The 16,531-nt window shown below is 46.5% G+C and carries 7 protein-coding genes; 5 read left to right on the forward strand and 2 right to left on the reverse strand.

The window, feature by feature from the left end; translation table 11 throughout:
* Positions 1–201 precede the first annotated feature (201 nt).
* Positions 202–1,953 carry a GGDEF domain-containing protein gene (locus tag K08M4_RS12450; RefSeq protein WP_086050059.1) on the reverse strand — a complete coding sequence of 584 codons (1,752 nt, stop codon included), beginning with the start codon at positions 1,951–1,953 and terminating at the stop codon, positions 202–204.
* Between the two features lie 92 nt (positions 1,954–2,045).
* Complete coding sequence (mnmL, locus tag K08M4_RS12455; RefSeq protein WP_086050060.1) at positions 2,046–2,999, reverse strand: tRNA modification radical SAM protein MnmL/YtqA; 954 nt, start codon at positions 2,997–2,999, stop codon at positions 2,046–2,048.
* A gap of 529 nt (positions 3,000–3,528) precedes the next feature.
* Between mnmL and gltB (K08M4_RS12460) the strand changes: the two genes are divergently transcribed.
* From gltB (K08M4_RS12460) to K08M4_RS12480, 5 genes are all read left to right on the forward strand, one after another.
* Positions 3,529–8,076 (forward strand): glutamate synthase large subunit, encoded by a 4,548-nt coding sequence (gene gltB, locus K08M4_RS12460; RefSeq protein WP_086050061.1) that lies wholly within the window; start codon positions 3,529–3,531, stop codon positions 8,074–8,076.
* Positions 8,076–9,545: a glutamate synthase subunit beta gene (locus tag K08M4_RS12465; protein WP_076673880.1), complete on the forward strand. Its 1,470-nt coding sequence runs from the start codon at positions 8,076–8,078 to the stop codon at positions 9,543–9,545. Before gltB (K08M4_RS12460) ends, K08M4_RS12465 begins: the two co-directional genes overlap by 1 nt.
* A 446-nt stretch (positions 9,546–9,991) precedes the next feature.
* Complete coding sequence (gltB, locus tag K08M4_RS12470) at positions 9,992–14,455, forward strand: glutamate synthase large subunit (RefSeq protein WP_086050062.1); 4,464 nt, start codon at positions 9,992–9,994, stop codon at positions 14,453–14,455.
* A gap of 16 nt (positions 14,456–14,471) precedes the next feature.
* Positions 14,472–15,884 (forward strand): FAD-dependent oxidoreductase, encoded by a 1,413-nt coding sequence (locus K08M4_RS12475; RefSeq protein WP_086050063.1) that lies wholly within the window; start codon positions 14,472–14,474, stop codon positions 15,882–15,884.
* Between the two features lie 171 nt (positions 15,885–16,055).
* Positions 16,056–16,484 (forward strand): DUF1499 domain-containing protein, encoded by a 429-nt coding sequence (locus K08M4_RS12480; protein WP_017106805.1) that lies wholly within the window; start codon positions 16,056–16,058, stop codon positions 16,482–16,484.
* The last annotated feature ends 47 nt before the right edge of the window (positions 16,485–16,531 follow it).

The following is a 16,531-nucleotide window of genomic DNA, read 5'->3' on the forward strand; positions in this document are numbered from 1 at the left end:
ATTCTACCCTGTTTGAAGATAGTAGGTAAGCTAGCTACATCACACGCAGCAAGAGATTCGCGGTAATATCGAAGGTTAATCAACCAATATTAATACTAACCAAGCAATATCAATACTAGCCAAGCCACATAAATATTAACCAAGTAATATAAATGCTAAATAAGACAAAGACGGAGTCACTAAGTTACCCATTCTATAAAGTTAGTGAATAGAGTATGGATGCACTATCGAACGATTTCGACCATCAGATTTCGCTTGATACAACGCACTGTCAGCCAAGGCAACAGCAGACTCCATTTCGTCATCAGGTGTTGGTATATAAGAGACAATACCAATACTCACCGTGATGGAGTCAGACACTGTAGACTTCTCATGAGCGAGTCCTAGTTTTTGTACTTCATCATGAATTCGACGAGCGACCATAAGCGCACCTTCTGTGGTTGTGTTTGGGAGAATAAAGCCAAACTCTTCACCACCGTATCGAGCCACGCAATCCGAAGAGCGATTCAACACCTGCTTAAAGGCTTGTGAAACCTGAATCAAAGCATCGTCACCTTGTTGGTGTCCATAGAAATCGTTATAGCCTTTAAAGAAGTCGATGTCACACAGCATAATCGTCAACGGCAATTTCTCACGCACATGATGATGCCACAATGTAGACAGCTGCTCATCGAAGCGACGTCGATTGGATACCTGAGTTAAACTATCCATAAAACTGAGGCGCTCAAGCTCTAAATTGGCTTCTTCAAGTTTCTGCTCGGCGAGGTAACGTTCTGTGATATCACGTGCCATGATCAATACACCATTAGTGCTCGATGCAGGGTCTCTAAAAGGCGACTTCACTACATCATACCAAGTAAACTCTCCATCACTTGAAACCAGTTTGTCGATGTAACGCAACGAGTTACCTTGATGAAGCACTTGGTGATCACTCTCTGAGACGCGCATATAAATGCTATTTGGTACTACGTCTTGTAGACGTTTACCCACTAAGTCACTGACTTCAGAAATCCCCAATGCCGCCACAAATGGCTTATTACACGCCTGGTAAACCATATTTTCGTTGAAGATACCAATCGAGTCAGGGCTCGCTTCCAAGATGTTTTGTAAAATGGTGTCACGTTGTGCAAGTGCAACTTCAGTATCTTTACGCTTTTCCATTTCCCCACGCAGTTGTTGCTGCATGTCATGCCAATCCGTCACATCGTGACTTATCGAGAGCGTACCTATGGTTTCCCCACTTTGCGAGAGCAAAACACTTTGATAGGTTTCAAGGAGACACCCCTTACCATCTTGGTCTGTGGTCCATGAGCGCTCACTGACACGACCTTTTAAGGCACCACTAGACACACTTAAAGTGCCCTCTTCAGGGCGACCATGCCAAAACTTTTTAAACGCACGATTACTCGCGACCAATTCACCCTTTTGATCGATGACATAGACCAACTCAGATAAAGAATCCAAAGCGGTACGAGCAACATTGAGATCACGAACCTCTTGGGAAATCTCTTCGTTGGTACTTTTATAAGGGGAAGCATGTATCATCCAAGCCTTTCTACTTCTAAAGCGGATCTTACGACCCACCAAGTTGATCTTAAAAGATTCAAATTCAGAAAGAACCCAGGACGAGAGATACTCAAACGTTCGAGAGTTGATGTGATCAGTGAGGTAATGACAAAAACTATTCTCAGCTTCCACTGTTGGAAAACGAAAGTGAGTACCGATTTGGCGGATACCAAGCAACTGCATGGCTTGGCGATTGGCGTACAAGATCTCGCCACTTCGGATGTCAACAAAATAAAGAGGTGAAGGCGTAGCGAGAAGAAGCTGTTCAATATATGACTGGTAACGTAAATAAATATGCCAACAGATGAGACCTATCAGCAATAGAACAACGATATATATACCGTAGCCATACGCCCTATCCCATAACCAAGTCATTACCAGTTCCATCTGCTCTCAATCTATACTTATAAATTCTGTGAGGGAAATGTTACCACTATTTGTTGGTTTTATCTGCTGTTACCTACAGTCACCCATCCCTATCAATTGGTCGCCTTTAAAACAGGTTGCGTGTACTCGAATGCAAAGCCTGTTTTAATGCCTTGTGCGCCGGTTTTATCAAGCGAACGACCAATCTCAGTCATCGCCAACCAACGGTTCTCACACCATAAAGGGGAGAGTAGTGTCGGGCGTCTCGCCGCAGAAGAGACACGATGATAAACCACGTCCGCTGGTGTGCGTTGAATGATCTCACTCGCGATATCAATGTACTCCTCAAGGCTTGGTGCTTCTAGCTTTCCTGCCTTCCAGGCTTTAGCCATGGTACTGCCTTCAACAATATGAAGCCCGTGAAGCTTGATACCATCAGTGCCAGCTGCTAATACCTTCTCTAGAGTTTCAAGGTTATCCGCTTTGGTTTCTTTGGGCAGGCCGACAATAAGGTGAGTACATACCTTGATTCCTAAAGCACGTGCGCGCTGGGTGATCGTTTCATACACAGTGAAATCGTGTCCGCGGTTAATTCGCTTGAGGGTTTTATCATTGGCCGTTTGCAGGCCGAGCTCTAGCCAAATTTCGTAGCCTTGCTTAACGTACTCCGCGAGCAGATCGAGTACCGCATCAGGTACGCAGTCTGGCCTAGTGCCAACACAAAGGCCGACAATCTCTGCACCGGGTGCTTTTAGAGCCTCTTCATACATATTCTTGAGTACCTGCACCTCAGCATAAGTACTGGTGTACGCCTGAAAATAAGCAAGATACTTCTTGGCACGAGCGATTTCACCCGCACGAGCAGTTAATTGATCAGCAATACTTTGAACTTGAGTTTGTTCATCGGCAAAAGAAGCGACGTTGCAGAAGGTACAACCGCCACGGCCAATTGTCCCGTCTCGGTTTGGGCAACTAAACCCACCGTGAAGTGTCAGCTTGTGAACCTTCTCGCCATAACGACGTTGGAGATCTTGGCCGATAGTATTAACTAACTCGTGTAATTGCATATTTTCAAAGCACTCAAGTAAATAAGAATGAATATCAGTCTTTTTTGAAAAAAAATTACATCCCTGCAAAATTCGACCAATTAGTTTACGCAAGGATTTTTGCGAGCAACCTATCAAATATCAATAAACATGCAAAAAATAAGCTCTATTTGCCTAATGTTGCACATTTGTTAGGCATTAAATTCAAAACAAAACGAAAAAAATGGTCTACATCGGTTAACTTTCATTGCAATTCGCCTAGACAAAATTGTAGGATACTTACACATATTGGCTATTTCTGAGTGTTTACTTACATCGAAAACTTGCCAATAAGTCGGTGATGTCCATACCCCACCTATATAAACCACTAGTTTGTGGTCAAAAATAAACGGATATCACTAAGGATTGTTTTTCTCGCAATACTTTTCCTGCGAGATACGGAAAGGATTCAAACCGCCAGCATAGGCAGGTTTAGACCCATAAATATAAAAGGACAAGGCTAACTTTATACAAAGAAGTTGCGCCTAGATTTAACTGGAAGGATGTATCTATGGTAGATCAAGAGCAGAACTCACAGGGTCTGTATACTCCTGAATTGGAGCATGACGCTTGTGGTATCGGTTTTGTTGCTCATCTTAAGAATCGCAAATCTCATGATGTAGTAACTCAAGCACTCGATATGCTTGCACGTATGGAACACCGTGGCGGCCAAGGCTGTGATCCGTGTTCTGGTGATGGTGCAGGTATCCTGCTACAGAAGCCACACGAATTCTTACTAGAAGAAGCCGTAAAGCTTGGAATTAAACTGCCATCTTTTGAAAAATATGGTGTTGGTGTTGTACTTTTCCCTAAGGATGAATACAAACGTGCACAGTGTCGTGACATTCTAGAACGCAATGCACAGCGCCTTGAGTTAGAAGTTATCGGTTACCGTGAACTTCCAACTGACAATTCAATGATTGGTGCTGACCCACTAAGCACTGAACCTCAATTTGAACACGTATTTATTTCTGGCGGCCCTGGTATCACACCAGAAGAGCTTGAGCGTAAACTGTATGTTCTACGTAACTACACTGTTCGTGTATGCCTAGAAAGCGTGTCAAACATCGGTGACGACTTCTACATCAACTCTATGTCTTACAAGACATTGGTGTACAAAGGCCAGCTAACAACAGAACAAGTTCCTCAGTACTTCCTAGACCTGCAAAACCCAACTATGGTGACAGCTCTAGCACTTGTACACTCTCGCTTCTCTACCAATACATTCCCTCGTTGGCGTCTGGCTCAGCCTTTCCGTTACATCGCGCATAATGGCGAAATCAATACGGTTCGCGGCAATCTAAACTGGATGAAAGCACGTGAAGCAATCCTAGAGTCGGATCTGTTTACACAAGCTGAAATCGACATGCTGCTTCCTATCTGTCAGGAAGGTAGCTCGGATTCATCAAACTTCGATATGGCGCTTGAGCTACTTGTTCTTTCAGGTCGCACTCTGCCACATGCGTTGATGATGATGATCCCGGAAGCATGGCAAGAAAACAAAAACATGGATCCAACTCGTCGTGCGTTCTACCAGTACCACGCGAACGTAATGGAACCATGGGATGGCCCAGCGTCAGTATGTTTCACCGATGGTGTTCAAGTTGGTGCAACTCTTGACCGTAACGGCCTGCGTCCTTCTCGCTACACAGTAACTAAAGACGACTTCCTAGTGATGGCGTCTGAGTCTGGTGTTGTTGAGATCGCACCTGAAAATGTTGAATACCGTGGTCGTCTACAGCCTGGTCGTATCTTCGTTGCTGACCTTGAGCAAGGCCGCATCATTTCTGATGAAGAAGTGAAAGACGGTATCGCTAAGTCGCAACCCTACGAAAAATGGGTTGAAGAGAACCTTCTGAGCTTGAAAAAGCTACCCGATGCGAGCAACGAATTTAACCAACCTTCTCCAGAGAAACTGCTACACAAACAACAATCGTTTGGTGTGAGCTCTGAAGAAGTAAACGAAATCATTCTCCCTCTTGCAAAAACAGGCTACGAGCCACTTTCTGCAATGGGTGCTGACTGGCCGCTAGCGATTCTTTCTCATCAATCGCAGCACCTTTCAAACTACTTTAAGCAGTTGTTTGCACAAGTAACTAACCCGCCAATCGACCCGATTCGTGAGCGTATGGTTATGTCTCTGAACACTTACCTAGGTAAAGATCAGAACCTACTTGCTGAAACGCCTGAACACTGTCAAAAAGTGGAACTTGAGTCTCCAGTTCTTTCTAACTCAGAGTTAGAGAAACTGCGTGCAATCGATAATGAGCACCTTCAATCGAAGACGCTGGATATCGTATTCCAAGCAAACGGAGACCAAGGTAAGTTAGAGCGCGCACTTAAACGTATCTGCCAATATGCGGAAGATGCGGTTATTGATGGCTACTCTATCATCCTACTAACTGACCGTGCGGTTAACTCAAACCACGCAGCTATCCCAGCAATGCTGGCGGTTGGCGCGGTTCACCACCACCTAATCCGTAAAGGCTTACGTGCTAAGTGTGACATCGTTGTTGAAACGGGCGATGCTCGTGAGACACACCACTTTGCAACCTTAATTGGTTACGGTGCAAACGCAGTTAACCCATACCTAGTTATCGAAACGATTGTTGAACTGCAACGTACTAAGAAGCTAGATCCGAACGTTCATCCACGTGAGTTATTCGATAACTACCGTAACGGTGTCAACGGCGGTCTACTGAAGATCTTCTCTAAGATGGGGATCTCTACGCTACAGTCTTACCACGGTGCACAAATCTTTGAAGCACTTGGTGTAAGCAAGTCAGTGGTTGAAAAATACTTCACGGGTACTGTTTCTCGTATCCAAGGTCTAACGATCGATGATATCGCACGAGAAGTGCTAGTTCGTCACCGTGTTGGTTACCCAGCTCGTGAAATCCCAGCTCAGATCCTTGATGTTGGCGGTGTTTACCAGTGGAAACAACGTGGTGAGAAGCACCTATTCAACCCTGAAACGATTTCTCTACTTCAAGAATCGACGCGTAATAAAGATTACGGTCAGTTCAAGAAGTACGCAAAAGCAGTCGATGACCAAGGCGACAACGCAGCAACGCTACGTAGCCAACTGGACTTCATCAAGAACCCTGCTGGTTCCATTCCTCTTGCAGAAGTAGAACCTATCGAGAACATCCTTAAGCGTTTCGCAACAGGCGCAATGAGCTTTGGTTCAATCTCACATGAGGCTCACTCGACACTGGCTGTTGCAATGAACCGCATTGGCGCGAAATCAAACTCAGGTGAAGGTGGTGAAGATCCAGCACGTTTCGAACGTAAAGAAAACGGTGACTGGGAACGTTCAGCAATCAAACAGGTGGCTTCTGGTCGCTTTGGTGTAACGTCTTACTACCTATCTAACGCTGATGAGCTGCAAATCAAGATGGCTCAAGGTGCTAAACCTGGCGAAGGTGGTCAACTACCTGGTGATAAGGTTGATGATTGGATCGGTGCAACACGTCACTCGACTCCGGGCGTAGGTCTTATCTCTCCACCGCCACACCACGATATCTACTCAATCGAAGATTTGGCTCAGCTGATCTACGATCTGAAAAACGCGAACCGTAACGGCCGTGTAAACGTGAAGCTAGTATCGGAAGCAGGCGTAGGTACGATTGCATCTGGTGTAGCAAAAGCGAAAGCTGACGTGGTGCTTATCGCAGGTTTTGATGGTGGTACGGGTGCATCTCCGATGTCTTCTATCCGTCACACCGGTCTGCCTTGGGAGCTGGGTCTAGCGGAAACGCACCAAACACTACTGAAAAACGGCCTACGTAACCGTATCGTTGTTCAGTCTGATGGTCAGATGAAAACACCACGTGACCTTGCAGTCGCAACCTTACTTGGCGCTGAAGAATGGGGCGTAGCTACAGCTGCTCTAGTTGTTGAAGGCTGTATCATGATGCGTAAGTGTCACAAGAATACATGTCCTGTTGGTATCGCAACACAGAACAAAACTCTTCGTGAGCGTTTCGACGGCCGCGTAGAAGACGTAGTAACTTTCTTCCAATACATGGCTGAAGGTCTACGTGAAGTAATGGCTGAACTTGGCTTCCGTTCTATCGATGAGATGGTTGGTCAATCACACAAACTTAAAGTTCGTGATGACATCGGTCACTGGAAGTACAAGAACCTCGATCTAACACCGGTACTGCACATTGAGCAGGCTCGTGCAGAAGATGGTATCTACAACCAGACAACACAGAATCATAATCTTGAAGACGTTCTAGACCGTAAGTTGATTCAGGCTGCAATCCCAGCACTTGAGAAAGGTGAAGCGGTTACCGCTCAGTTCCCTATCATCAACACGGACCGTTCAGCAGGCACGATGCTGTCGAACGAAATCTCGAAGGTTTACAAAGACCAAGGTTTACCACAGCCAATGAACGTTAAGTTCAACGGTAGTGCTGGTCAATCTTTCGGTGCGTTCCTTGCGAAAGGCGTTAAGTTCGAAGTAGAAGGCGACGCGAACGATTACTGGGGTAAAGGTCTGTCTGGCGGTACCTTGGTACTGTACCCAGATGCAAGATCTACTCTCGTTGCTGAAGATAACATCGTGGTGGGTAACGTATGTTTCTACGGTGCAACCTCTGGTGAATCTTTCATTCGCGGTATGGCTGGCGAACGTTTCTGTGTTCGTAACTCTGGTGCGAAGGTTGTTGTTGAGGGTGTTGGTGACCACGGTTGTGAATACATGACTGGCGGCGCGGCAATTATCCTTGGTTCAACGGGTCGTAACTTTGCTGCAGGTATGAGTGGCGGTGTCGCTTATGTTTGGGATAAAGCAGGTGACTTCGAGACTAAGCTCAACGCAGAACTTGTAGACCTAGATCCAATTGAACAAGAAGATAAAGATCTTCTACTAGATATGCTAACTAAGCATGTTGAATTCACAGGAAGTGAAGTTGCTCAGTCTTTCCTAGACAACTTTGAAGCAAGTGTTGCATCGCTAGTTAAAGTAATGCCACGCGACTACAAAGCGGTTCTTCAAAAGCGTAAAGCTGAAGCACAACAGGCACAAACGGAAGAAGTGGAGGCAGTATAATGGGTAAGCCTACTGGATTTTTAGAACACGGTCGTGAGCTTCCAAAGAAGCTCGACCCGTCAGTTCGAATTGAAGACAACAAAGAGTTCGTACTTAACGAAGAGTTTGGTGAAAAGATCAATACTCAAGCATCTCGTTGTATGGACTGTGGCGTACCTTTCTGTCACAACGGCTGTCCGATTGGTAACATCATCCCAGAATTCAATGACGCTGTTTATCGCGACAGCTGGGAAGAGGCTTGGAACATTCTTAGCTCTACCAATAACTTCCCTGAGTTTACAGGTCGTGTTTGTCCTGCTCCTTGTGAAAGTGCCTGTGTTCTTGGCATCAACCAAGACCCAATCACTATCTGTAATATCGAGAAAACGATTGTAGAAACTGCGTACCGTGAAGGGTACGCAAAGCCTAAGACACCACGCTCTCGCACAGGTAAAACTGTTGCGGTTATCGGTTCAGGTCCTGCTGGCTTAGCCGCCGCTGAGCAGCTAAACAGCGCTGGTCACTCGGTAACGGTATTTGAACGTGACGAGAAAGTCGGTGGTCTACTTCGCTTCGGTATCCCAGATTTCAAGCTGGGTATGGACGTGATTGATCGTAAGATCAACCTAATGGCTGAAGCTGGCGTTGAGTTTAAAGTGAACCAACACATAGGTGTTGATGTTAATGCTCAACAGCTACGCCAAGAATTTGATGTGGTATTGCTAACGGGTGGTTCTACGGTTCCACGCGACTTACCAATCCCAGGTCGTGAGCTGAAAGGCGTTCACTTTGCCATGGAATTCCTTGGTCAAAACAACCGCCGTGCCAACGACCTAGATCTTAAGACAGAAGAACTTCACGCTAAAGATAAGCACATTGTGGTTATCGGTGGTGGTGATACGGGGTCTGACTGTGTGGGCACATCAAACCGTCATAAAGCAGCAAGCATTACTCAGGTTGAGATCATGCCGATCCCACCAGAGAAACGCCCTGCAAATATGCCTTGGCCTCAATACCCAATGATCATGAAAACGACCACTTCTCACGAAGAGGGTTGTGAACGTCATTGGAACATCCTGACTAAAGAGTTCATCTCTGACGATAACGGTAATGTAACCGGGCTTCGTATCGCTGACATCGTTTGGCAAGACGCAAAACCAGGCGAACGTCCAGGTTTTGATGAAGTAGCGAACTCTGAACGTGTTATCCCTTGTGACATGGCATTCCTTGCAATGGGCTTCTTACACCCAGAGCCTACAGGCGTGCTTGCTCAACTAGATATTAAACTGGACGAGCGCGGTAACGTCGCTTCTGAAGGTTTTGCGACGAACCAGAAAGGCGTTTTCGCTGCTGGTGATATGCGTACTGGTCAATCTCTGGTTGTACGTTGTATTAATGAAGGTCGTGAATGTGCAATTGCCATTGATGACTTCTTAATGGGTAACTCAAACTTAGAAGCGAAAGCAGATTCACTCATGCTTTCCGCATAATATTTCTCGGGCTAGCGTCGATGACGTTAGCCTAGAGGAAAAGCAACACCCTTCCTAACTTTTATGTTTGGCTAGCACTCGATGCTAGCCTTTTTTCTATCTGGCCTTTAACTCTTTCTCAATCACTCCGGCTGTGCATGTTAAATCTCGTTAACATCTAGCTCTTATATCTCATTGATCTTCATCGACTATTTTAGATTATTACGTGGTTAATCGCGTTTACACATGATAATTGACCATGAACTTGACCTTAAACACAATTAGCTATACGTTGTAAAGCTGATGAAAATAAAACCAATAGGTTTTGTTAACACAACCAATAACGTTTTAGCTAGCTAAAAACAAACTATCAGTTTATATAAGAACAAGTTCATAAAAAATAACAAGTACATGAATAGTTAGTCATTTACTGTCTGGATGACAGCGAAGCAAAAGGGAGAATTGCAATGGCTCTATATGATCCTAGTCTTGAAAAAGACAACTGTGGATTTGGTTTAATAGCGCAAATGGAAGGCCAACCGAGTCATAAGTTGGTGCGAACTGCTATTTCAGCCCTCGATCGCATGACACACCGTGGTGGTATCGCCGCGGATGGTAAAACCGGAGATGGCTGTGGCTTATTGCTACAGAAGCCAGACTCTTACCTCAGGATTATTGCAGAAGAGAATAACTTCAAGCTCGGCAAGCAATATGCCGTCGGCATGATTTTCTTCAGCCAAGATCCAATCAAAGCGCAATCCGCACAAGACATCGTCAATAAAGAGCTCGCTCAAGAAACGTTAACCGTTGCAGGTTGGCGTGTCGTGCCGACTAACACCGACGTATTAGGTCCAATCGCCAAAGATTCTGTTCCCAATATTCAACAAGTGTTTATCTCGGCCCCAGCAGGTTGGCGTGAGCGCGATATTGAACGACGCCTTTATATCGCTCGTCGTCGAATTGAAAAGCAGATCACCGAAGACAAAGATTTTTATATTTGTAGCCTGTCGACTCAAGTCATGGTCTACAAAGGCTTGTGTATGCCCGCCGATCTTCCGCGATTTTACCTCGATCTTGCAGACTTACGTATGGAATCTGCAATATGTCTGTTCCACCAGCGTTTCTCAACTAATACTCAGCCGCGTTGGCCACTGGCTCAACCATTCCGCTATTTGGCACACAATGGTGAGATCAATACCATTGAAGGCAACCGTCAATGGGCTAAAGCTCGCGCCTATAAATTCTCTTCACCGCTGCTGCCCGATTTACAAACGGCCGCACCTTTTGTGAATGAGACAGGATCAGACTCCTCAAGCCTAGACAACATGCTCGATCTATTCCTTGCCGGTGGTATGGATGTATTCCGAGCGATGCGTATGCTTGTGCCGCCCGCTTGGCAAAACCACCCAGACATGGATCCAGAGCTTCGTGCCTTTTACGATTTCAACTCCAAGCACATGGAACCGTGGGACGGCCCTGCGGGTATCGTACTGTCTGACGGCCGTTATGCTGCATGTAACCTCGACAGAAACGGCTTACGCCCTGCTCGCTATGTGATCACCAAAGACAACCTAATCACCTTGGCATCTGAAGTCGGTATCTGGAATTATGCGCCTGACGAAGTAGCAGAGAAAGGACGTGTTGGCCCGGGTGAACTGCTCGTTATTGATACGCGTCGCGGTAAGCTATGGCAGTCGAACGAGATCGACAATGATCTTAAAGGCCGTCACCCATATAAAGAGTGGATGGATAAAAACGTTCACAAATTAACACCGTTTTCCGCACTAGCAGATGACCAAGTCGGTAAGCGTAATTTTGATGATGACACCCTAAAGACCTATCAAAAACAGTTTGCAATGAGCAACGAAGAGTCAGACCAAGTACTGCGCGTACTCGGTGACATGGGACAAGAAGCGGTCGGCTCGATGGGCGACGATACACCAATGGCAGTACTGTCTTCGAAAGAGCGCCTCATTACCGACTATTTCCGTCAGAAGTTTGCTCAAGTAACCAATCCACCGATTGACCCTTTGCGTGAAAAACACGTGATGTCTCTAGCAACCAGCATCGGCCAAGAGATGAATGTGTTCTGTGAAACCGATGGGCATGCTTACCGTGTGACGTTTGATTCACCCGTTCTGCTTTATTCTGATATGCAGCAACTTCTTCAGTTAAATCAAAAGCATTATGGCCATGCGATTCTTAGCATGCACTATGACCCAGCAGAAAAAGATCTCGAACAAGCCATCAACGACTTGTGTGATCGTGCGGTTCAAGATGTACGTGACGGCGCCGTTTTGGTTGTGCTTTCAGACAAAGGTTTAGAGAAAGGTAAACTACCCGTTCCGGCAGCGATGGCGGTCGGTGCGGTGCAAACTAGACTTGCAGACACCAACCTACGTTGTGATGCTAACATCGTGGTTGAAACAGCAACCGCACGTGACCCACACCAATTTGCCGTACTGCTTGGCTTCGGCGCCACCGCGGTTTACCCGTATCTCGCTTATGAAGCTCTGGGCAAAATGTTGGACGATGGTTCATTAGATAAAGACTATCGCACTGCATTGCAAAATTACCAAAACGGCATCAACAAAGGTCTGTATAAGATCATGTCGAAGATGGGTATCTCGACAATTGCTTCGTATCGCTGCTCGCAGTTATTTGAGGCGGTCGGTTTACATACCGATGTCGTTGATTTGTGTTTCCGTGGCGTAACGACTCGTATCCAAGGCGCTAGCTTTAGCGACTTCCAACAAGATATCTATAATCTATCTCGTAAAGCATGGACTAAGCGTAAACCACTGGAACATGGTGGCTTGCTCAAATACGTACATGGCGGCGAATACCACGCCTACAACCCAGACGTAGTCAGTACCTTGCAAACCGCCGTAAAGACAGGCGAAACATCCGACTACCAATCTTTTGCGAAGCAAGTTAATGCTCGCCCTGCTGCTATGCTACGCGACTTAATGAGCCTCAAAAAAGCCGATCAACCTCTACCTCTAGCACAAGTAGAGCCGAGTAGCGATCTCTTTAAACGCTTCGATTCTGCCGCGATGTCGATTGGTGCCTTGAGCCCCGAAGCTCATGAAGCGCTGGCCATGGCGATGAACCGATTAGGTGGTTATTCTAACTCTGGTGAAGGCGGTGAAGATCCACGACGCTTTGGGACTGATCGCAATTCACGAATCAAGCAGATAGCTTCCGGCCGTTTTGGTGTCACGCCACATTACTTAACCAATGCGGATGTTCTGCAAATCAAGGTCGCACAAGGTGCGAAGCCAGGCGAAGGCGGTCAACTACCGGGTCATAAGGTCACGGCAGAAATCGCTAAGCTGAGATACTCAGTTCAAGGCGTAACTCTGATCTCCCCTCCTCCGCATCACGATATTTATTCTATCGAGGATCTTGCGCAGCTGATTTTCGACCTTAAGCAAGTTAACCCTAAAGCCTTGGTTTCAGTAAAATTAGTATCTGAACCGGGTGTAGGCACCATTGCCACGGGTGTAGCGAAAGCTTATGCCGACTTGATTACGATCTCCGGTTACGACGGTGGTACCGCGGCAAGCCCGCTGACTTCAGTGAAATACGCGGGTTGTCCTTGGGAGCTTGGCTTAGCCGAAACTCAACAAGCACTCGTCGCCAACGGACTTCGTCATAAGATCCGCCTGCAAGTCGATGGTGGTTTAAAAACCGGCCTCGATGTTATCAAAGGCGCGATTTTAGGCGCTGAAAGCTTTGGTTTTGGTACTGCACCAATGGTCGCAATGGGTTGTAAGTTCTTAAGAATTTGTCACCTAAATAACTGTGCGACAGGTGTGGCGACTCAAGATGAAACCCTACGCCGCGAATACTTCAAAGGCCTACCAGACATGGTGGTGAACTACTTTACCGGCCTAGCCGATGAAGTTCGCCAGTACCTTGCAGAACTTGGCGTAGAGAAACTTACTGATCTGATTGGTCGTACTGATTTGCTTGAAGCCGTTCAAGGCCTCACAGCGAAACAGAGCAAACTCGATCTCTCTTCAATACTCGAAGCTCCAGTATCTCCAGAAGGTCACCCACTGTTTTGGACCGAGCCAAACGCTCCATTTGATAAAGCTCAGCTCAACCAACAGATCCTTGATGATGCAATTGATGCGATTGAGAAACGTCAATCCACCAGCCTCTACTACAACGTAATCAACACCGATCGCTCGATTGGCGCTCGTATCTCTGGCGAAATAGCCAAACGCTACGGTAACCAAGGTATGGCGGGTTCACCCATTAAGTTATATCTCGATGGCACCGCAGGCCAATCCTTTGCGGTTTGGAACGCCGGCGGCGTAGAGCTGTATCTAACTGGTGATGCCAATGACTATGTCGGCAAAGGCATGGCGGGCGGCAAAGTAGTAATCAAACCTCACCAAGGCACAGCCTTTACTTGTAACGAAGCGACCATCATCGGCAATACCTGCTTGTATGGCGCAACCGGAGGCAAGCTGTTCGCTGCGGGTACTGCAGGCGAGCGATTTGGCGTACGTAACTCAGGTACTGTTGCGGTGATTGAAGGTGCAGGTGACAACGCTTGTGAATACATGACAGGCGGTATTGTTGCCATTCTTGGTGCAACCGGAGTGAACTTCGGCGCCGGTATGACAGGTGGGTTTGCTTATGTGATGGATAAGAATGAAGACTTCCAAGGCCGTGTAAACAACGAGTCGGTCGAAGCACTTTCTCTGTCGGACCTATTTATCCACCAAGAACATCTGCGCGGCTTGATTGCGGAGCACTTAGAAGAGACTGGCTCAGTGCACGCTGAAGCTATTCTGGCGAACTTTGATGAATGGATTCCAAAGTTCTACCTAGTGAAGCCAAAAACGGCAGATCTTAACACCTTGCTCGGTCACCAAAGCCGTAGCTCTGCTGAACTTCGTGTTCAAGCGCAATAATTGGAAGGAGCCAATAATGAGCCAGAATGTATACCAATTTATTGATGTGAATCGCGTAGACCCAGCGAAGAAGCCAATCAAGATACGTAAGATTGAGTTTGTAGAGATCTACGAACCTTTCACTAAGCAACAAGCCAAAGCGCAAGCTGACCGCTGTCTAGACTGTGGTAACCCTTACTGTGAATGGAAATGTCCAGTTCACAACTACATCCCTCAGTGGCTCAAACTTGCCAATGAAGGACGCATTATCGAAGCGGCTGAATTGTCCCACCAAACCAACAGCTTGCCTGAGGTTTGCGGACGAGTTTGTCCTCAAGATCGTCTATGTGAAGGCTCTTGTACCCTCAACGACGATTTCGGCGCAGTAACCATCGGCAACATTGAAAAATACATCAATGACAAAGCGTTTGAGATGGGCTGGAAACCAGACATGTCTCACGTTGAATGGACCGACAAAAAGGTCGCGATCATTGGCGCTGGCCCCGCAGGTCTTGCTGCTGCTGACATCTTAGTTCGAAACGGAGTGAAGGCCGTAGTATTTGACCGCTATCCGGAGATCGGTGGCCTGCTCACGTTTGGTATCCCGTCGTTCAAACTAGAGAAAGGCATCATGGAAAACCGTCGCCGTATCTTTAGTGGGATGGGCGTTGAATTTAAGATGAATACCGAAGTCGGTAAAGACGTTCAACTACAACAACTTGTCGATGACTATGATGCTGTTTTCTTAGGGGTCGGTACTTATAAAAACATGCGCGCTGGGTTAGACAACGAAGAAGCACCGGGCGTTTATGATGCCCTACCATTTCTTGTTTCCAACACCTACAAGGTCATGGATCTGGATAACCCAACGCCGTTTATCGACATGAAGGGCAAAAAAGTGGTTGTGCTTGGTGGCGGTGATACCGCGATGGACTGTGTGCGAACGTCTATTCGTCAGCATGCAGCTAACGTTGTTTGTGCTTATCGCCGGGATGAAGCAAACATGCCGGGCTCTCGCCGTGAGGTGAAGAATGCGCGTGAAGAGGGTGTGAAGTTCAAGTTCAACCTCCAACCTATTGGCTTAGAGCTTAACAGCGCTGGTCATGTGGTTGGCGTTAAATTCGTGAAAACCGCTTTGGGTGAACCCGATGACGCAGGTCGTCGTCGTCCGGAACCCGTAGAAGGTAGTGAACACGTTCTAGAAGCCGATGCTGTGATCATGGCATTTGGTTTCCAACCTCATGCAATGGAATGGCTAGAACCATTTGGTGTAGAGCTCGACCAATGGGGACGTATCAAGGCCCCCGGCAAACAAGAGTTTCAATACCAAACTACTAACAGCAAGATCTTTGCCGGTGGCGATGCGGTTCGAGGATCTGATTTAGTGGTAACCGCTATCGATGAAGGCCGTAAAGCCGCGGAAGGGATATTGGATTATCTAGAAGTGTGAGTGGGTTTCCTTTATTACTCAGTTCGTTACTATAAAAAAAGGATCCAATGATGGATCCTTTTTTGAATTGGATACGTTTATCACAAGCATAACGAAAATACGTAAAACATTCGCAAACAAGCCAATCCCGATAACTAGAATTAAAACCAAAACAACGCCATAGGAAACACTATGAAAAAAGCCGCTCTCCTTTCTCTATCTCTTTTAACTTTAACCGCTTGCAGCCAAGGAATCACGGACATGAAAGACAGAACTTCATCACCTTGTGGAGACAAACCAAACTGCGTTTCAACTCAAGATGACCGTGAACAACATGCTCTAGCAGAGTTTGACCTCTCAGAGTCTGTAACTCTCGATCAGATTGAACAAGTTGCCCTAACCTTACCAGGCGCAAAAACAGCCAGTAAAACCGAAGATTACCTGCGTGTTGAATGTACTTCTCGCATCATGCGCTTTGTCGATGACTTAGAGCTTAAGATCACTGATGGTAAACTGATCGTGCGTTCAGAGTCTCGCACTGGCCATTCTGACTTTGGCGTCAACCGAAAACGAGCGGATCAACTTCGTGCTAGCTTGAAAAGCGAAGGCTTAATCAAATAGATAAAAGAATACACAGATAAATCGTCTGTATTCGGATGAGAAGTGCT

It is taken from the genome of Vibrio syngnathi (assembly GCF_002119525.1).
GTDB lineage: Bacteria > Pseudomonadota > Gammaproteobacteria > Enterobacterales > Vibrionaceae > Vibrio > Vibrio syngnathi.